Source organism: Streptococcus mitis (genome assembly GCF_946188695.1).
Classification (GTDB): Bacteria; Bacillota; Bacilli; order Lactobacillales; family Streptococcaceae; genus Streptococcus; species Streptococcus mitis_DF.
Window position 1 is genome coordinate 41,570 of the sequence record NZ_CAMHWI010000015.1, and the last position, 17,624, is coordinate 59,193.

The 17,624-nt window shown below is 42.8% G+C and carries 20 protein-coding genes; 1 reads left to right on the forward strand and 19 read right to left on the reverse strand.

The window, feature by feature from the left end; translation table 11 throughout:
• Positions 1-83: 83 nt before the first annotated feature.
• The 3 genes from murB to budA all read right to left on the reverse strand — a co-directional run bounded on the left by murB (position 84) and on the right by budA (position 2,597).
• Positions 84-989, reverse strand: coding sequence for a UDP-N-acetylmuramate dehydrogenase (gene murB / locus N8L33_RS07190; protein WP_000116175.1), 906 nt, complete (start codon positions 987-989; stop codon positions 84-86).
• A 114-nt stretch (positions 990-1,103) separates the two neighbouring features.
• Complete coding sequence (locus N8L33_RS07195; protein ID WP_261059436.1) at positions 1,104-1,856, reverse strand: YhfC family intramembrane metalloprotease; 753 nt, start codon at positions 1,854-1,856, stop codon at positions 1,104-1,106.
• 9 nt (positions 1,857-1,865) lie between these two features.
• On the reverse strand, positions 1,866-2,597 hold the full coding sequence (gene budA / locus N8L33_RS07200; RefSeq protein ID WP_000360314.1) for an acetolactate decarboxylase: 732 nt from the start codon (positions 2,595-2,597) through the stop codon (positions 1,866-1,868).
• Positions 2,598-2,738: 141 nt separating this feature from the next.
• Here budA and N8L33_RS07205 point away from each other — a divergent pair, with 141 nt between their 5' ends.
• Positions 2,739-4,010, forward strand: a complete 1,272-nt coding sequence (locus N8L33_RS07205; RefSeq protein ID WP_261059437.1) for an aminotransferase-like domain-containing protein — start codon at positions 2,739-2,741, stop codon at positions 4,008-4,010.
• Between the two features lie 19 nt (positions 4,011-4,029).
• Here the strand turns inward: N8L33_RS07205 and N8L33_RS07210 are convergent, their stop codons facing one another.
• From N8L33_RS07210 to N8L33_RS07285, 16 genes are all read right to left on the reverse strand, one after another.
• Positions 4,030-4,845, reverse strand: coding sequence for an ABC transporter substrate-binding protein (locus N8L33_RS07210; protein WP_261059438.1), 816 nt, complete (start codon positions 4,843-4,845; stop codon positions 4,030-4,032).
• A gap of 157 nt (positions 4,846-5,002) precedes the next feature.
• Positions 5,003-5,656, reverse strand: a complete 654-nt coding sequence (phoU, locus tag N8L33_RS07215; RefSeq protein WP_049511562.1) for a phosphate signaling complex protein PhoU — start codon at positions 5,654-5,656, stop codon at positions 5,003-5,005.
• Positions 5,657-5,667: 11 nt separating this feature from the next.
• Positions 5,668-6,426 carry a phosphate ABC transporter ATP-binding protein PstB gene (pstB, locus tag N8L33_RS07220; RefSeq protein ID WP_000133484.1) on the reverse strand — a complete coding sequence of 253 codons (759 nt, stop codon included), beginning with the start codon at positions 6,424-6,426 and terminating at the stop codon, positions 5,668-5,670.
• A 12-nt stretch (positions 6,427-6,438) separates the two neighbouring features.
• Complete coding sequence (gene pstB / locus N8L33_RS07225; RefSeq protein ID WP_020900241.1) at positions 6,439-7,242, reverse strand: phosphate ABC transporter ATP-binding protein PstB; 804 nt, start codon at positions 7,240-7,242, stop codon at positions 6,439-6,441.
• Positions 7,243-7,252: 10 nt separating this feature from the next.
• The gene (pstA, locus tag N8L33_RS07230) at positions 7,253-8,137 is read right to left on the reverse strand and encodes a phosphate ABC transporter permease PstA (protein ID WP_000543046.1); all 885 of its coding nucleotides are present in this window, start codon (positions 8,135-8,137) and stop codon (positions 7,253-7,255) included.
• Entirely contained in the window at positions 8,127-9,044 is a 918-nt protein-coding gene (pstC, locus tag N8L33_RS07235; protein ID WP_261059439.1) for a phosphate ABC transporter permease subunit PstC, read from the reverse strand. The genes pstA and pstC overlap by 11 nt, the downstream gene beginning before the upstream one ends.
• Positions 9,044-9,922: a phosphate ABC transporter substrate-binding protein PstS family protein gene (locus N8L33_RS07240; RefSeq protein ID WP_049524928.1), complete on the reverse strand. Its 879-nt coding sequence runs from the start codon at positions 9,920-9,922 to the stop codon at positions 9,044-9,046. The genes pstC and N8L33_RS07240 overlap by 1 nt, the downstream gene beginning before the upstream one ends.
• 372 nt (positions 9,923-10,294) lie before the next feature.
• On the reverse strand, positions 10,295-11,599 hold the full coding sequence (locus tag N8L33_RS07245) for an RsmF rRNA methyltransferase first C-terminal domain-containing protein (protein WP_261059440.1): 1,305 nt from the start codon (positions 11,597-11,599) through the stop codon (positions 10,295-10,297).
• Positions 11,554-12,372 (reverse strand): inositol monophosphatase family protein, encoded by an 819-nt coding sequence (locus N8L33_RS07250; protein ID WP_261059441.1) that lies wholly within the window; start codon positions 12,370-12,372, stop codon positions 11,554-11,556. The genes N8L33_RS07245 and N8L33_RS07250 overlap by 46 nt, the downstream gene beginning before the upstream one ends.
• Positions 12,362-12,640, reverse strand: coding sequence for a UPF0223 family protein (locus N8L33_RS07255; RefSeq protein ID WP_261059442.1), 279 nt, complete (start codon positions 12,638-12,640; stop codon positions 12,362-12,364). The genes N8L33_RS07250 and N8L33_RS07255 overlap by 11 nt, the downstream gene beginning before the upstream one ends.
• Positions 12,640-13,041 (reverse strand): Spx/MgsR family RNA polymerase-binding regulatory protein, encoded by a 402-nt coding sequence (locus N8L33_RS07260; protein WP_000631254.1) that lies wholly within the window; start codon positions 13,039-13,041, stop codon positions 12,640-12,642. The genes N8L33_RS07255 and N8L33_RS07260 overlap by 1 nt, the downstream gene beginning before the upstream one ends.
• A 318-nt stretch (positions 13,042-13,359) precedes the next feature.
• Complete coding sequence (locus tag N8L33_RS07265) at positions 13,360-13,974, reverse strand: TIGR01906 family membrane protein (protein ID WP_261059443.1); 615 nt, start codon at positions 13,972-13,974, stop codon at positions 13,360-13,362.
• Positions 13,964-14,737: a TIGR01457 family HAD-type hydrolase gene (locus tag N8L33_RS07270; protein ID WP_261059444.1), complete on the reverse strand. Its 774-nt coding sequence runs from the start codon at positions 14,735-14,737 to the stop codon at positions 13,964-13,966. The genes N8L33_RS07265 and N8L33_RS07270 overlap by 11 nt, the downstream gene beginning before the upstream one ends.
• A gap of 9 nt (positions 14,738-14,746) precedes the next feature.
• On the reverse strand, positions 14,747-15,484 hold the full coding sequence (locus N8L33_RS07275; RefSeq protein WP_261059445.1) for an acyl-[acyl-carrier-protein] thioesterase: 738 nt from the start codon (positions 15,482-15,484) through the stop codon (positions 14,747-14,749).
• A 4-nt stretch (positions 15,485-15,488) separates the two neighbouring features.
• Positions 15,489-16,619 (reverse strand): radical SAM family heme chaperone HemW, encoded by a 1,131-nt coding sequence (gene hemW / locus N8L33_RS07280; RefSeq protein ID WP_261059446.1) that lies wholly within the window; start codon positions 16,617-16,619, stop codon positions 15,489-15,491.
• 176 nt (positions 16,620-16,795) lie between these two features.
• Positions 16,796-17,624: LPXTG cell wall anchor domain-containing protein (locus tag N8L33_RS07285; RefSeq protein ID WP_261059447.1), on the reverse strand; the 829-nt coding region annotated here is incomplete at its 5' end.

A 17,624-nucleotide genomic window follows, 5' to 3' on the forward strand; every position in this document is an offset into this window, starting at 1 on the left:
AAAACCACCTGCATACATCTTCGCTACCGATAGGCTTTCACCCCCTTTCCATGACATAGCAGCAGCTTTTCAACTACAGCTTCCTACTTGCTTTCACCTAAGATACGAACTTCTCTCTCAAGTGTAATACCTGAGTGCTCCTTGACTTTTTCGATTACAGACTCAATCAAGTCCTCGTAATCTTTAGCCGTTCCATCTGCGACATTGATCATAAATCCTGCGTGCTTTTCTGACACTTCTACGCCACCGATACGATAGCCTTTCAAGCCAGCTTCTGAAATCAACTGACCTGCAAAATGCCCTACTGGACGTTTAAAGACCGAACCACAAGATGGGTATTCTAAAGGTTGTTTGAGCTCACGTAGGTGCGTCAAGCGGTCCATTTCTTGCTTGATAACCTGATGGGTTCCTGGAGCAAGGGCAAATTTAGCTGACAAGACAACTGCACCAGACTCCTGAATAGCTGAATGGCGGTAACCAAAAGCCAAGTCTTTGGCAGACAGGGTTTCGATTTCTCCATCCTTGGTCAAGACCTTACAAGACTGCAAGATGTGGGCAATCTCACCACCATAGGCACCCGCATTCATAAAGACAGCACCACCGACACTCCCAGGAATGCCACAAGCAAACTCAAAACCAGTCAAGCTATGACGAAGGGCAATGCGGGTCGTTTCAATCAAGTTGGCACCAGCTTCAGCTTCGATGGTATAGCCATCAACGGAAACGTTATTGAGCTTGTCGCACAAGATGACAAATCCACGAATTCCGCCATCACGAACAATGATATTGCTGGCATTTCCAAGAACCATCCAAGGGATATTTTCTTGGTTGGCAAATTTCACAACGCGCGCCAACTCAAAACGATTTCGTGGAAAGACCAGATAATCAGCCTCTCCACCTACTTTTGTATAACTATAGCTATGCAAGGGTTCCTTAAAACGGATATCAATTCCTTCTAAGATTTCAAGCATTTTTTCTCTTACAGACATGTCACTCTTCCTTTTACAAAATTCATCCCATTATACCATTTTTAGAGACATTTGACGACCATAAAAAGACCTTGTTTGGATTTTGCATAAGAAAAAGAGGTTTCCCCCTTTTTCTTATGATTTTTTGCAAAAGATTGCCTTGGTTCCATAGGCAACTAGGATCAGTTCAACTAGTAGAATAACTTCAACCAAGACTGGATTTGTCAACCAGCCAACTTGGGCTAAAGATGGTGCCAAATCAAAGAAGGCATGTAGTCCATAGGCCGCTAGGAGATAAGTCCATTTTTTCTGGCGAACAGCTTGGTAAACCCAAACTGTCAACAGCAATTGTAATCCTAGAGCCAAAACCCGTTCAAAACCAAGTAAATAGATCTGCCAGACAGAAAGCGACTGGATGGTTTTCAACATATTTTCAGACAGCAATTTCATAACCTGTGGATCCTGCGTTTGAACCGCTGAAAGCACGATGTAGAGATTGATCAAACTGGTGATACCGAGGAAAATCAATTCCAAACCACCATGACCTAACCCATAAGCCAAGGCGTCTGCCTTGTCCAAACTTCTCTTTTTCTCCAACCATTTGAAGAAAACAAGACGAGCAGTTTCCTCAAAAAGGGCTGCCATGGCTAGTCCATAGAGGATGTAGAGAAGCGGGTGGTCTTGCAAGAGGGCAATACTGCCGTCTTTTTGAGGATGCAAAACTAAGATATGCACCAGTTTTTCCAAAATCTGTGACGAGACAAAGAAGGCAACAGCCCCCAAACCCAAAACAGCTAGATTGATCTGGTATTTCTTTTTGGCATACCAAATGCTTCCGATCAAGAAAGCCAGCAACAGCAACATGGTAATAATGATATGAATAGTCATTTTCTTCTCCTATTCCGCCTTTTCAATATCTTTTTTCATCTCGTCAACATTGAACTTAGCAAACAAGTATTGACGGTCTTGGACTGGGAAACGTTGATCCAACTGGTCAACCGCTCCCACCTCGATAATCCCTTCCTTGATGACAAAGTCCATGACATGTCCACCGAAGGTCAAATCATCTGAGATGAAGTGCAGATGGTAGCCTGCCACACTGACTCCATGGAAAATCTCTGGTGTCCAGAAACCAACGATGGTTCCTGCCACATTGTCTCGACTATACTCAGGCTGATGGGTTGCGACCTCAGCAAACTTGGTATCTGGTGTCGACTTGGGAATCATGCGCACATGCATATGTGAAAATTCCCCACGAATCTTGATAGAGCGGAAAAGATTTTCCCCGTCATAATATGACTCGATTCGTTCTTCCAATTCCTTGTCTGTCATCTCAAAGCGCTGGCGGAAAATGACTTCTGCCTGATGCGGTACTACTGCAGCGTAAGGAATAAGGGCATCTGGTGACACTTCTACAATTTCTGGTTGCTCTCCTGAACCTTTGGCCTGATAAGCCTTGCCATCCAAGACAATCAATTCCCCATCAATAGAATCCAAGGTTCCCAAACCAAGGTCACCATGCTCTAGCAATTCTCCTACTGTCATGGTACCACCATAAAGGCCAGCCATCAAGGCTCCAAGGGTATTGTATTGAAATAATTTCACTGGTTCCTGCACGTTCTTATCCATTCTCTTTCTTGTCTGATATTCTATAAATGTTACTCCTAAGTATACCACATTTGGCCTTAGATGTGAACGAGAGAAACACTCTAGACATTGCCAAGAAGGAAAAAAAAGGGTACAATGTAACAAAATCAAGGGAGGTCTGGAATGAAGAAACAAAGTAAGTACCAAGAGGTCGTTTCCTATCTGAAAAATGGCATCGAGTCTGGACGATTTCCGACGGGAAGCCGCCTGCCTTCTATCCGTCAACTGAGCCTTGACTTTCACTGTAGCAAGGACACCATTCAACGCGCCCTACTGGAATTACGGCACGAACAATACCTCTATGCCAAGCCCCAGAGCGGCTACTATGTCTTAGAACAAGGGCAACACCAGGACCTAGAAATTGAGGTTACAGACGAACATGCCAGCGCCTATGACGATTTTCGACTCTGTGTCAATGAAACCTTGATTGGCCGAGAAAACTACCTCTTCAACTACTATGACAATCAAGAAGGATTAGAAGACCTAAGACAGTCCATTCACAAACTTCTCTTTGACCAAGCCCTTTACTGCAAGGCTGACCAACTTGTACTGACTTCTGGAACCCAACAAGCCTTGTTTATTCTCTCTCAAATATCCTTTCCTAGCCAAGCCAAGGAAATCTTGGTGGAACAGCCCACCTACCATCGAATGAATCGCCTCTTGATTGCTCAGGGTCTGGACTATCAAACGATTGAACGAGGCATTGATGGGATTGACTTGGAGGAGCTGGAGCGCCATTTCAAGACAGGAAAGATTAAGTTTTTCTATACCATTCCTCGCTTTCACTACCCTCTAGGCCATTCCTATTCAGAGCAGGACAAACGGGCTATTCTAGAATTAGCTGCCAAGTATGGAGTCTATATCGTAGAGGACGACTATCTGGGGGATTTGGACTCTAAAAAGGGCCAGACCTTCCACTACCTAGATACAGAGGAGCGGGTCATTTACATCAAGTCCTTCTCAACCAGCCTCTTTCCAGCCCTGCGGATTACGGCACTCATTCTGCCAAATGCTATCAAAGAAGCCTTTGTAGCCTACAAAAATATCCTAGACTACGACAGCAATCTCATCATGCAAAAGGCTTTATCACTCTATATCGACAGTCAACTGTTTGAGAAAAACCGTCTGGCTCGCTTGGCCAATCAGGAAGCTTACCAGAAGCAAATCGAGGAAAGGTTAGCTAAATTGACTTGTCCCCTTCCTCATTTTCCTCTTCACGATGGTATATTGCTAGACCTCAGACAGTATCCTAAAATTGCCAGCCTCAAACACAGTCAACTAGGCTTAGATTTCTTTGAAGAGGCTTACTTGGGTGGCTGCCCTTATCAATTTGCCAAGGTGTCCTTAGACAATCTGGAAAATGTTTTAAACTATTTAAAAGCAGAATTGGAATAACTTCCAACTCTGCTTTTTCTTATTCTTCAACTTCTGTTAGGCTTGCTGCTTTTTCAAGATAGCTTTGGTAAGTTCCTTCATCCTTGAGTTTTTGGATGACCTTGTCCACCACTTCTTTCAAATCTGCACTATTTTTTCTAAGGGCAACTGCATTGGCTTCGCCGTCCTTCATCTTCAAGCTGACAGTTGCAACAGCTAGGTCTGCATTTTTAGCAGCATAGCTAAGGGCAACTGGTTCATCCATGTGAACAGCATCTACTTTTCCAGCCTGTAATTCATTGACAGCTTCACCCATATTGGTTAGGGAAGTCAATTGAGCTTTTGGCAATTGTTCCTTGACCATAGACTCTGGAACAGTTCCTTTTTGGGCTGCAATATTGGCACTTTCTAGGCTAGTTAAATCCTTGTATTTTTCTACATCAGACTTACGAACCAAGAAACTAATCTTGTTTTCATAGTAAGGGATTGAAAAGTCAAAGACTTCTTTTCTCTCGTCAGTAGCGCTAATTCCTGCAACCGCTAGGTCGGCCTTCCCAGTTTGAAGACTAGTCAAAACATTATCAAAACTCATGCTTGAGATTTCCAACTTAACCCCAAGTTCATCTGCAATAGCCTGAGCCATGTCAATATCCGCACCGACTACCTGATTTTTCCCATCAACTAAAGATTGAAATTCAAAAGGTGCATAGTCAGGACTGGTCGCTACTACCAATTTCCCCTTTTGCTTAATGGCATCAACAGCTGACTGAGAACCATTCGAACCTGACTGGCAAGCTACTAAGAAGAAACTTGCAAGAAGACTACATAAAACAAATATCCATTTTTTTGATTTCATAAATAAACAACCTCTCTGTTAATTTTGTATAATTATAACGCTATCCAAGTTACTTGTCAAGTGTTTTTTGAATTTTTATCTTAAAAATATTTTTTTCATTCAAGAAAAGGAGCTATCAGTTGATTTCAAGCTCCTTTTTATACAGAATGAACCTATTTTATAGTTCGACAATCTTACCTGTTTCAAAGTAAACAACCCATTCACAGATATTTTTGGCATAGTCTCCAATGCGTTCCAAGAAGGCAATCACTTGGAAATAATCACGACCTGTAACGATAGCATCAGGATTTTTCTTGATTTCTTCTGTAGCCAAGTCACGAATGCTATCAAAATAATGATTGATTTTTTCATCCATGGCTGCTACTTCATAGGCCTGGTCCACTGACGCATTGAGATAGAGGTCAAGAGCCGCTTCGACGAAGTTCTTGACATCGCGCCCCATTCTCTTGATTTCTTCTTCAACAGCTGGGATACGTTGCTCCCCCTTCATACGGATTGCTGCCTTGGCAATTGAAACAGCATGGTCCCCCATACGTTCCAAGTCAGATACAGCCTTCAAGACTGTCAAAACAGTACGCAAGTCCTGAGAAACAGGTTGTTGGAGAGCAATCATTTCAAATGATTTCTTCTCCAACTTCACTTCGTATTCGTTTACTTCTGCATCGTCTTCGATGACTTCTTTGGCCAAATCACGATCATGTGTAACAAAGGCACGCACTGTACGATTGATTTGGGATAGCACTTCTTGTCCCATGGCATAGAACTGGTTGTGCAATTTCTCCAAATCTTCTTCAAATTGAGAACGTAACATCATTTATCTCCTTATCCAAATTTTCCTGAAATGTAATCTTCTGTTTCCTTGTGTTGCGGGTTGAGGAACATCTTCTTGGTATCGTTAAACTCAATCAAATCTCCATCAAGGAAAAATCCTGTCTTGTCAGAGATACGAGAGGCTTGTTGCATAGAACGCGTAACCAAGAGCATGGTGTATTTATCTTTTAGACCATACAAGGTCTCCTCAATCTTACCAGCAGAGATAGGATCCAAGGCAGAAGTCGGTTCATCCAAGAGAATGATTTTAGGACTGGTTGCCAAGACACGGGCAACACAGACACGTTGCTGTTGTCCACCTGAAAGCCCGATAGCTGAATCATGCAGGCGATCCTTGACCTCATCCCAAATGGAAGCTCGTTGCAAGGCTTTTTCCACTGCTTCATCTAGAACTTGCTTGTCCTTCACTCCATTGATACGAAGTCCATAGACAACATTTTCGTAGATGGACATAGGGAAAGGGTTTGGCTGTTGGAAAACCATACCGATTTCCTTCCGCAATTCAACTGTATCTGTACGTGGGCTGTAAATATTATGGCCGTTATAAACTACTGAACCAGTTGTGGTCACCTCTGGATTGAGATCCCCCATGCGGTTGATAGCCTTAAGAAGGGTTGATTTTCCTGATCCAGATGGACCAATCAAGGCTGTAATCTCCTTAGGTTGGAAAGAGAGGGAAACACTATTCAAGGCCTTCTTTTGATTGTAGTAAACGGACAGGTCTGACACCTGTAAAATCGCTTCTGTCATACTGTTTCCTTTCTATCCAAAGTGTCCTGTTACGTAGTCATTGGTTGACTGTAGTTTGGCATTTTGGAAAATATTAGACGTCTTATCATACTCAATCAAGTCACCCAAGTAGAAAAATCCTGTGTAGTCACTAGCACGCGCAGCCTGTTGCATACTGTGGGTCACGATGATGATGGTAAAGTCCTTCTTTAATTCCAGCATAGTTTCTTCCAGCTGGGCTGTCGCAATCGGATCCAAGGCTGACGCCGGCTCATCCATCAAGAGAATATCTGGTTTAACCGAAATAGCACGAGCTATACAGAGACGTTGCTGCTGACCACCTGATAAAGTCAAGGCCGACTTGTGCAAATCGTCTTTGACCTGATCCCAAAGGGCAGCCTGACGAAGAGAAGTTTCCACAATTTCATCCAAAACTTGCTTGTCCTTAACTCCTGCACGTTCATGGGCAAAAGTGATATTGCGGTAGATAGACTTGGCAAAGGGATTTGGTCGTTGGAAGACCATTCCGATGTGTTTACGCATCTCATAAACATTGATTTCTGGACGGTTAACATCAATTCCTTGATAGAGGATTTGACCTGTTACCTTGGCAATATCAATGGTATCATTCATACGATTGAGACTGCGGAGGTAGGTTGATTTTCCTGATCCAGATGGGCCAATTAAGGCTGTGATTTTATTTTTTTCAAATTGCATATCGATGCCCTTGATAGATTCTTTTTTACCGTAGTAAACATGTAAATCCTTAGTAGAGAGGGCCACTTTCTCTTCAGGAAAGGTGATGATATGCTTTTCATCCCAATTATATTTTGACATGGCTTCTCCTTTAGGCAGCGGTTAATTTCTTATGTAGGTAGCTTCCGAGTTTGCGGGCTCCAAAGTTAAAGATGAGGATAAAGATGAGGAGCACGGCGGCAGAACCTGCTGACACGATGGTTCCATCTGGAATGGTTCCTTCGCTATTGACCTTCCAGATGTGGACAGCCAAGGTTTCTGCTTGACGGAAGATAGAGATTGGGCTAGTCACACTGAGAATATTCCAGTTAGACCAATCTAGGGCTGGAGCGGATTGTCCTGCTGTATAGATAAGAGCTGCTGCCTCACCAAAAATACGACCAGAAGCTAAGACGACCCCAGTCACAATACCTGGAAGGGCTTCTGGAATGACCACATGGACCACAGTCTCCCAACGAGAAATCCCAAGAGCCAGACCAGCCTCACGTTGCGTATGGTGAACGTGTTTCAAACTGTCCTCAACATTTCGAGTCATCTGAGGCAAGTTAAAGACTGTCAAGGCCAAGGCACCTGAAATGATTGAAAATCCATACTCAAACTGAACTACAAAGATCAAATAACCAAAGAGACCAACAACCACAGATGGCAGTGAAGACAAGATTTCAATACAGGTTCTGACAAAATTGGTTACAGGACCTTTTTTAGCATATTCGGCTAGGAAAATCCCAGCCCCCATAGACAAGGGAACAGAAATAATCAAGGTAATGACCAAAAGGAAGAAGGAATTATAGAGCTGAATTCCAATCCCTCCACCTGCTTGGTAAGAAGATGATTTGCCAGTCAAGAAAGACCAAGAGATGTGAGGCAAACCACGAACCAAGATATAAAGAATCAAGGATGCCAAGATAGCAACGATAATTCCTGCAATCGAGTAGAGGACAGCTGTTGCAATTTTATCTAATTTCTTAGCGTGCATAGTTTTTCTTTCCTCTTTCTTTCGTAATCAATTTAATCACACTGTTAAATGCCAAACTCATCAAGAGCAAGACTAAAGCCAGTGACCAGAGAACGTTATTGTCAACTGTTCCCATAACGGTATTTCCGATACCCATGGTCAAAACAGAGGTCAAGGTCGCAGCAGGTGTTGTTAGTGAAGTTGGTACAACGGCTGAGTTTCCGACCACCATCTGAATGGCCAAGGCCTCACCAAAGGCACGCGCCATCCCAAAGACCACTGCAGTGAAAATCCCTGAACGCGCCGCCTTCAAGGTCACGCGCCATATAGTTTGCCAACGAGTGGCTCCCATGGCCAAACTAGCTTCGCGGTAGTGACGAGGCACCGCACGCAAGCTATCCGTTGTCATAAAGGTTACCGTCGGTAAAATCATGACAAAAAGAACGAAAATCCCTGATAAAATCCCAAAACCAGTTCCACCAAAGACACTGCGGACAAAGGGAACTACGACCTGCAAACCAATAAATCCATAGACGACTGAAGGAATCCCAACTAGCAATTCAATGGCTGGTTGCAAGATTCTCGCACCTTTTGGTGAGACTTCGGTCATAAAGACAGCTGCTCCAATGGCAAAAGGAGTTGCGATAAGAGCTGAAAGGATTGTGACAATAAAGGAACCCAAAATCATGGGAAGGGCACCAAATTGTTTACCTGAAGGATTCCAAGTTTGTCCAAAGAGGAAATCAAAGATATTGACTCCATTGACAAAGAAGGTCGACAAACCCTTTTGGGCTACAAAAATCAAAATCATAGCAACGATGATAACAATCAAAGACAGACAGGCAAAGGTCAAGCCTTTCCCTAGTTTCTCTAGACGAGAGTTCTTTGAGGAAGAAAGTAATTTTTTAGCTAATTCTTCTTGATTCATTAGTGACTCCCTTCTAGTGCTGTCACCGTTCCGACAGCATCTTTTTCAACCTTCATTTCCTTGACAGAAATATAGCCCATTCCCTTAACGATTCCGCTTTGCGCTTCATCTGAGAGGACAAAGTTGAGAAATTCTGCCACCAATTCGTTTGGCTGACCTAGGGTGTACATGTGTTCATAAGACCACAAAGGCCAGTTATTGGTTGTAACATTTTCTGCAATCGGCTCATAGCCGTTCAACTTCATACGTTTAACTGAGTCATCCACATAGGCAAAGGCTAGGTAAGAAATGGCTCCTGGTGTCTGGGAAACAATGTTTTTGACCATCCCATTTGAATCCTGTTCTTGACTCTGCACGGCAGATTGGCCATCCATGACAACACTATCAAAGGTTGCACGCGAACCAGAACTTGCCGCGCGGTTGATAATAGAAATGGCTAGGTCTTTCCCTCCAACCTCTTTCCAGTTGGTTACTTGGCCTGTGAAGATGCTACGGAGTTGTTCAGTTGTCAGATTTTCAACATCAACTTCCTTATTCACAATCACCGCCAAGCCCGCTACCGCAACCTTGTGGTCCACTAGGGCTGAGGCGTTAATACCGTCTTTTTCTTCGGCAAATACGTCTGAATTTCCTACATCAACAGCTCCAGACTGAACCTGAGACAGACCTGTACCAGACCCGCCACCTTGGACGTTGACTGTTTTCCCAACGTGCAAAGAGCCGAATTCATCTGCTGCTGCTTCGACCAAGGGCTGAAGAGCCGTTGAACCAACAGCTGTCATGGATTCTCCACGATCAATCCAGCTAGCACATCCCGCCAAAGAACCTGCCAGCAAAAGAGCCGCAAGGGATAGAGCGAGTTTTTTCCTTTTTTTCACTGTTTTTCTCCTTGAAAATAATGGTGAATGGTTTGAATTTTTTCAACTATTTATTTATGTTTTCCTTTTGAAAATTGGGAGCCAACTAAAGTTCTTATACTCAATGAAAATCAAAGAGCAAACTAGGAAACTAGCCGCAGGCTGCTCAAAACACTGTTTTGAGGTTGTGGATAGAACTGACGAAGTCAGTAACCATACATACGGCAAGGCGACGTTGACGCGGTTTGAAGAGATTTTCGAAGAGTATTAGCTTGGTTTAACTAGAAATTTGCTTAGTTGCCTTTCCCACCAATTTTGACTTAAAATGAAAGACAATTTGAAAAAAATCCATACTTCCACTATAACATAGACAAGCTACTTTGACTAGCATTTTCACTTGAATCTGAGGCCTTTTGGAAAATAATTTTTCAAAACATTTCCAGTCACCTTAGCAAAGCCCAAACCATTGCCTTGAACCAAAACTTGGTACCAACCATTTGGCAGACTTTCCGCCAGATGAACGGTTTCTCCAGCCACATACTTTACAAACGCTTCTTGGTCAATTTCAACCGACTGCTTGACCTGACTTGGTTTCAAGGCTAGGCCAAGAGCGAAACTGGGTTCAAAGCGTTTCTTCTTAAAGGTACCCAGATGCAGACCATTGCGGGCAATCTTGAGCTTCCCTAGATCTGGCAAGAGTTCTGGCAATAGATAAAGCTGATCTCCAAAAGTCTGCAAGATACCCGGTAAATTAACCTTCAAGTGATTTTGGGCAAATTCCTGCCACAAGGCAACTTGTTCTCGGCTGAGGTTGCTCTTACTTGCCTTAAATTTAGGGGCTGGATTTTCACCTTTAAACTGTAGATGGGCTACAAACTGCCCCTCTCCCTTAAAATGATGAGGATACATCCGAGCCGTTTCTGGCAGGTCAATTCCCGCTACCATTCCATTGATATGTTCAACTGGCAACAAGTCAAGATCATACTCATCCAACAACCAATTGACAATCTCTTCGTTTTCCTCAGGTGCCCAGGTACAGGTCGAATAAACCAGACGGCCACCTTCAGCTAGCATGGTCACTGCATCTGCCAGAATTTCTCTTTGCAAACTAGCACATTGACTCGGATAATCAAGACTCCAATAGTCCATAGCATCTGGCTGCTTACGGAACATTCCTTCCCCCGAGCAAGGGGCATCAAGAACAATGAGATCAAAATAACCTTTAAAGACCTTGGCCAAGCGGTCAGCAGATTCATTGGTCACTACGGCATTTGTCGCTCCAAAGCGCTCCATGTTTTCGACTAAAATCTTAGCCCGCTTGCTTGAAATTTCGTTGGAGACAAGAAGGCCCTCTCCTGCTAGATAGGCTGCCAGTTGGGTTGATTTACCACCAGGCGCAGCGGCCAAGTCCAAGACCTTCATCCCAGGACTGGGCTGTGCTACCTGAGCTACCATCTGAGCAGCGGGTTCTTGCGAATAAACCAAACCAGTAGCATGTTCAGGCGATTTCCCTGAAACCTTCCCATAATGTCCCCAAGGGGTTTGAGGAATGGGATCAGAAAAGGAAACTGGCGCTTCTTTTAAAGGATTGACCCGAAAGGCCGAAACCGCTTCCTCCTCAAAAGAGGCAAGAAAATTTCTTGCCTCATCTCCTAGTATCTCTTCATATTTTTCAACAAATCCTTCTGGAAATTGCATTTAAGTTTTTTCCTTTCGTAAATATATGACTGAATTTCCTCCTGCATCTCAAGAGGCACCATCATAACAGGCTGTCTAGTTTCAAAATCAAGAGCTTCACCAGAAAGAGTCATAACCCGATAGCCCAGACTTTCCCCTAAAATACTAGCCGCAGCATAATCCCATGGTTGCAGATAGGTGACATAGGTCAACAAACGCCCTGACAAAATCTTTGCAAAACTAATGGCCGCACTCCCATAGACACGAACACCAAGAACCGCTTGGCTCAAATCAGCCAGCCCCCATTCATTGGTTTCCAGCATACCACTATTTCCTGCAATAAGGAAATCTCCAAGTGGTTTTGCTTTAAAGGGAGCTAGGGGTTTATGATTGCGACAAACCTTAAACTTACCACCACCGTGATAACAATCCCCTTTGACCACATCATAAATCAGGCCAAACTGCCCCTGACCATTTTCAAAATAAGCCATCATGACTGCAAAATCTTCCTGCTGGGCTACAAAATTATTGGTACCATCAATGGGATCAATGACCCAAACCTTGCCCTCTTGAACTGAAGCTCGCAAACAGCCTTCCTCAGCACAAATCTTATCCTCAGGATAACGGGACAAAATCTCACTAACCAAGAATTCCTGAACTTCCTTGTCCAGTCTGGTCACCAAGTCTGTCGGAGAGGTTTTTGTCTCAACCTGCAAGTCTTCCTGCATGTGGTCAAGGATATACTGGCCCGCTTTCTTAATGAGCTCTTTAGCAAATTCAAACTTACTTTCCAAGAGAAATCTTTCCTTCCCCTTTTTCCTTAGCCACCTGAACTGCTCGGTAAAGCGAATAGCCACTGACTGTTTCAAATTCTCGTCCCAAACGTTTCTCTTCACTCTTGCTTGGCACAACCAATTTGAATCCCTTATAGGAGTTTAGTAACTTTTTAGCCTCTACCTTGCTTTCATAGGCAGCTTCAACATCATTAAAAAAAGAAAGCACTGAAGCAAGTTCTTCAGTGCTCCACGACAAATCTAGTGGGTAACTATACTGTTTGTTCATTAACTGATACCAGCTCTCATTCTTGCTTCTTTTAGTTCTTGCTTACGGTAACTACGAGGGAGAAAAGCACGAATCTCATCTTCATTAAAACCGATCTGCATGCGTTTGGCATCGATAATAATTGGGCGACGCAAAAGACTAGGATACTGCTCAATCAAATGAAGCAATTCCGATACCGAAATACTCTCTACATCAATATCTAATTTTTGAAAAATTTTTGAACGAGTTGAAATGATGTCATCAGTACCATTTTCGGTCAAGGAAAGAATATGTTGCAATTCTTTTCTCGTTAAGGGACTGGTCATAATATTGTGTTCCTCAAAGGGAACCTTATGTTTTTCTAACCAGGCCTTTGCCTTACGACATGAAGTACAGCTCGGTGATAGAAATAGTGTAATCATGCTTTTCTCTTCTTATCTATACTTTGCTACTTCTATTATACAAAAAAATAAAGCGCTTGACTAGAGATTTTTAGAAAAAAAGCCTATTTTTCAAGAAAAATAGACTGTTTGCGAACGATGGACGCAATTGTAATTTAATTAATTCACTCTTATACTCTTCGAAAATCTCTTCAAACCGCGTCAACGTCGCCTTGCCGTACTCAAGTACAGCCTGCGGCTAGTTTCCTAGTTTGCTCTTTAATTTTCATTGAGTATTAACGATAGTTTCGAATCACATACTTAATTTATTTATGCAAACCAAAAACATCCTTAGTATTACTACTTACGGCTTTTCAGGTATAGAAAACCAAAGAAGCTTTCATAGAGGGCGAAAAAGAGGAGGAAGGCATGCAGGAAGAAGGTCTCTGGCAAAATCAGAATAACTGGATCCTTGGCTGGATCAAAAAGCCAGGTATCATCTCCCACAAAGAGAATTTGATGGAAAAGGGTAAAGAATTGGTCAAAACCAATCAAAACTCCCCCAAGTCCAATCAGTAAAGGCAAAACCACTAGAGTCAGAAGCCCTTTACTAAATAGAGATAAAAAGCCCTTTTTCACAATCTTATTGACAAAGAAATAGAAGCTTGGTAGTGTCACAAGGGCAACTAATTGAACTAAGTGAAAGAGATTCTTGACAACCGCAAAATGGTGCAGACCAGCTGCTGACGAACGAAAATCTGGCATCTCTAGAACCTGACTAAAAGGATTGGTCAGGTAATTCATCAAGATATGAAAGTTGTACTGAATGGTTTCTGGTTTTAGATAAACCCGATTTGTTAAATTCAGCCACTGAATTTCCAATGGATAAACAATCCAAGCCAGATAAATAGTCAGAAGGATTGAGAGGGAGAGGAGAAAGAACATAGAGCCCCAAAAAGTCAGTTTAGTTTTCATCAAAGTTCCACTCCACAAGGCTAGAAACCACATGAGTCGGTGCGATTGGCAGGTCTGCTACTTCTTCTGCCTTAGTGAAACCTGTCGTCACCAAGAGCGTTGGAATGCCATTGTCAATCCCTGCTCGGATATCAGTTAAATAGTTATCTCCAACCATAATCAACTCTTCACGTTTCAAGCCTAAGTGCTCAACTGCCTTGTCCATAATGATGGCATTTGGTTTTCCGATATAAACCGGCTTCACTCGTGTTGCTACTTCAAGCAGCGTAATCAGTGAACCAGCACCTGGCAAAAGACCCCGTTCTGTCGGGATGTTGAGGTCAGGATTGGTTCCAATAAAATGGGCACCCTTTTGGATCGCCAGAGTTGCTGTCGCAAATTTTTCATAGTCGACTTGCCAGTCCAGTCCTACTACTACATAGGCTGGATTTTCCTTGTCTTCGACATAACCAGCCGCCTTGATGGCTTCCTTGAGCCCTGCTTCTCCGATGACGTAGACCGTCTTTTCCAGTCCCAAGTCATTCATATAGTCGATAGTTGCCAAAGTCGCTGTGTAGACAGTCGATAGGGGCGTATCGATATTAAAATTCTGAGCCAGCATCTCCTGAACACTCTCTGGAGTGCGGGTTGTATTGTTGGTTACAAAGAGATAGGGAATGTCCCGCTTTTGCAATTCATGGACAAAAGCCTCTCCTGCCGGAATTCTGTCTTTCCCCTTATAAATGGTTCCGTCTAAATCAATTAAATAGCCTTTATATTTCATACTTTCTCCCTAATCCTTTTTTATTTCTTGCCAAGTGATAATAGCTTGGGCATTGGTAGCCCCGTCGCTTGTAATTTCATGCTTGCTTTCCAGTCCAATCCATTCAACAGACGATGTAATCACCCCACCTGGTCGAACTTCCTTGACATACTTGAGGTTGATTTTCTTGGGAATATACTGGGTCAAAAAATCCGCTCCCATGACCTCAAAAATCCAGTCCAAGTATTTACTGTTATTGACATGACCATTCATATCCAAGTCGTAAAAACGAACATGGTAATCCTTGCTGACAGGCTCTTCCAAGGACTCATACTTTGGTCCGCGGATAAGTTTTTTATCAAAATCAGACTGGTAAGGAGCCACAATCTCAGGTTCGACAGCATGAACTTTTCGACTGTCTCTATCCATGAGAACAAAGGTCGCCATCATGTGGATAAGCTCCTGCCCCGTTTCATCATAAATGGTAAAGCGACGATAGCAAAAGAGTCGATTGTAGCTCAAAGCTTCCGTTTCAATGGTAATTTCTTCCGCAAAACGAGGCAAACGAACCACCTCAATATCATAGTCTGTGATAATCCAGACCAGATTATAGTCCTCCAAAATGGTCTTATCACTAACTCCCAGTTCAATCGACTGCATCCCTGAAACTTGCAGAGACAGCAAAATCACATCTGGAAGTTTGATATGACCGTTCATATCCGCCATATCAAAAGGAATTTTCATTTTCATTTGATAAGTTAAGCCCATGATCCTACTCCAAAATAAATCGTTCTGCTACAGTGTCTCCCAAAAAGAGACCTCTCTTTGTCATGCGCACGCGGTCACCCTCAATCTGCATGAGACCTTGTTGAACCAAGTCTCTGACAATTTCGCCATAAAGTCCCTCAAAAGACCGACCAAATTTTTCCTCAAATCGCACCATGGAAACCCCTGATTTCTTGCGGAGTCCCAAGAACATTTCTTCTTCCATTTGCTCTTTTTGACTCAGGTGCTCTTCTGTGATACGAGCATTGCCTTCCTCAACCGCACTGAGATAATGACGAATGGGACCATGGTTTTTATATCGAACACCATTGACATAGCCAGACGCCCCAGCACCGATGCCATAGTATTCAGCATTGTCCCAGTACATGAGATTGTGGCGACTTTCAAAACCAGACTTTGAGAAATTGGAAATCTCATAATGCTCAAAACAAGCTCGCTCTAGCTCTGCAATGATGTACTCAAACATCTCCGCTTCCAGTTCCTCTTTAGGCAGAGGCAATTTCCCTCGTCGCATACGGTTCATAAAGACCGTATGATTTTCCAAAATCAAGCTATACAAACTCATATGAGGAATATCAAGTCCAATGGCCTTAGCCACATTTTCCTTGACCTGCTCCATGGTCTGACCAGGTAGCGCATAAATCAAATCAATGGAGATATTGTCAAAACCAGCCAGTTTCAGGCGGTCAATATTTTCATAAATATCCTTCTCCAAATGACTGCGACCAATCTTTTTCAGCATCTTATCATCAAAGGTCTGCACACCTAGCGAAACACGATTGACAGCTGAGTTCTTCAAAACAGCTATCTTATCTGCATCCAAGTCGCCTGGATTGGCTTCAATGGTCAACTCTTCCAAGGCAGACAAGTCTAAGTTTTTAGTCAATCCATCCAATAATACCTCCAGTTGCGGAGCTGATAGGGCTGTTGGTGTCCCACCACCGATGTAAAGGGTTGACAACTTTTGAATGTCATAAGAACGAAACTCTTCCAGCAGATGCTCCAAATAGCTATCAACTGGCTGATTCTTGATAAAAACTTTTGAAAAGTCACAATAATAACAAATCTGGGTACAAAACGGGATGTGCACATAGGCTGACGTTGGTTTTTTCTGCATAGTAATTATTATACCACAAAAAGCGAACAATACTTAGAATTCCATTTAACAAAATCCTAGCATTGTTCGCTTTCTTTATCTAAACATTCTTTTTATTTTATGACGAACACGATTCCCAGAACCAATCTAGTTTGTCTTTACAATACAAAAGAATGAATGTTCATTTGACTAAATTTTTAGTCTTCTTTTTTCTTGCGAGCTACAAGTCCAAATCCACTCAATAGTCCAAGAAGTCCTAGAGAGGCAAGAGCGGCATTTGATTTTGTTCCTGTATTTGGCAATACATTTTGAGAATCATTTGACTTAGCTCCATTATCAACAGTAGTCTTAGGATCTACCTGATCTGCATTCGGAGTAACTGCATTTGGAGTTGGAGTAGCTGGTGCTGGTGTATCTTGACCAGAACCTCCATTAGTGTCAGGTTTGACTGGCGTATCAGGTGTCACTGGTGCAACTGGATTTGTATCTGTTGGTGTTGCTGGTGTTACCTTAGCTGGAGTTTCTACTGGAACTTCTACAGCTGGTTGACCTGGTTCAGTAATCTTACCTGTACCTGGAACTTTACCGTCTGGTAATTCACTGTTTGGTACTTTACCTTTACCTTCTTTATCGATTGTAACGATAATTGGGTTTCCATCTTTACCTGGGATTTCTACCTTAGTTCCTGGTGGATATGTTGAGCCATCTGGTTTCTTCGGTGTTACTGTAACGTCACCTGTCTTAGGATCTTGATCCAACTCTATTGTTGGTGTCTTACGAGCTGGTGTTGTTACATCCACTGGTTGTGATGGTTTCTTATTCGGTTCTGTGACTGTTCCTGTACCTGGCAAGTCTCCTTTTGGAAGCTTGTCATTTGGTACTTCACCTGAACCATTGTCACCAATTATAACTGTGATTGTTGTTCCATTTTCTCCTGGAATTTCTACCTTGCTACCTGATGGGTAAGTTGTTCCATCTGGTTTCTTAGGCGTTACAATCGCATTTCCATTTGGTTGTTGAGTAATT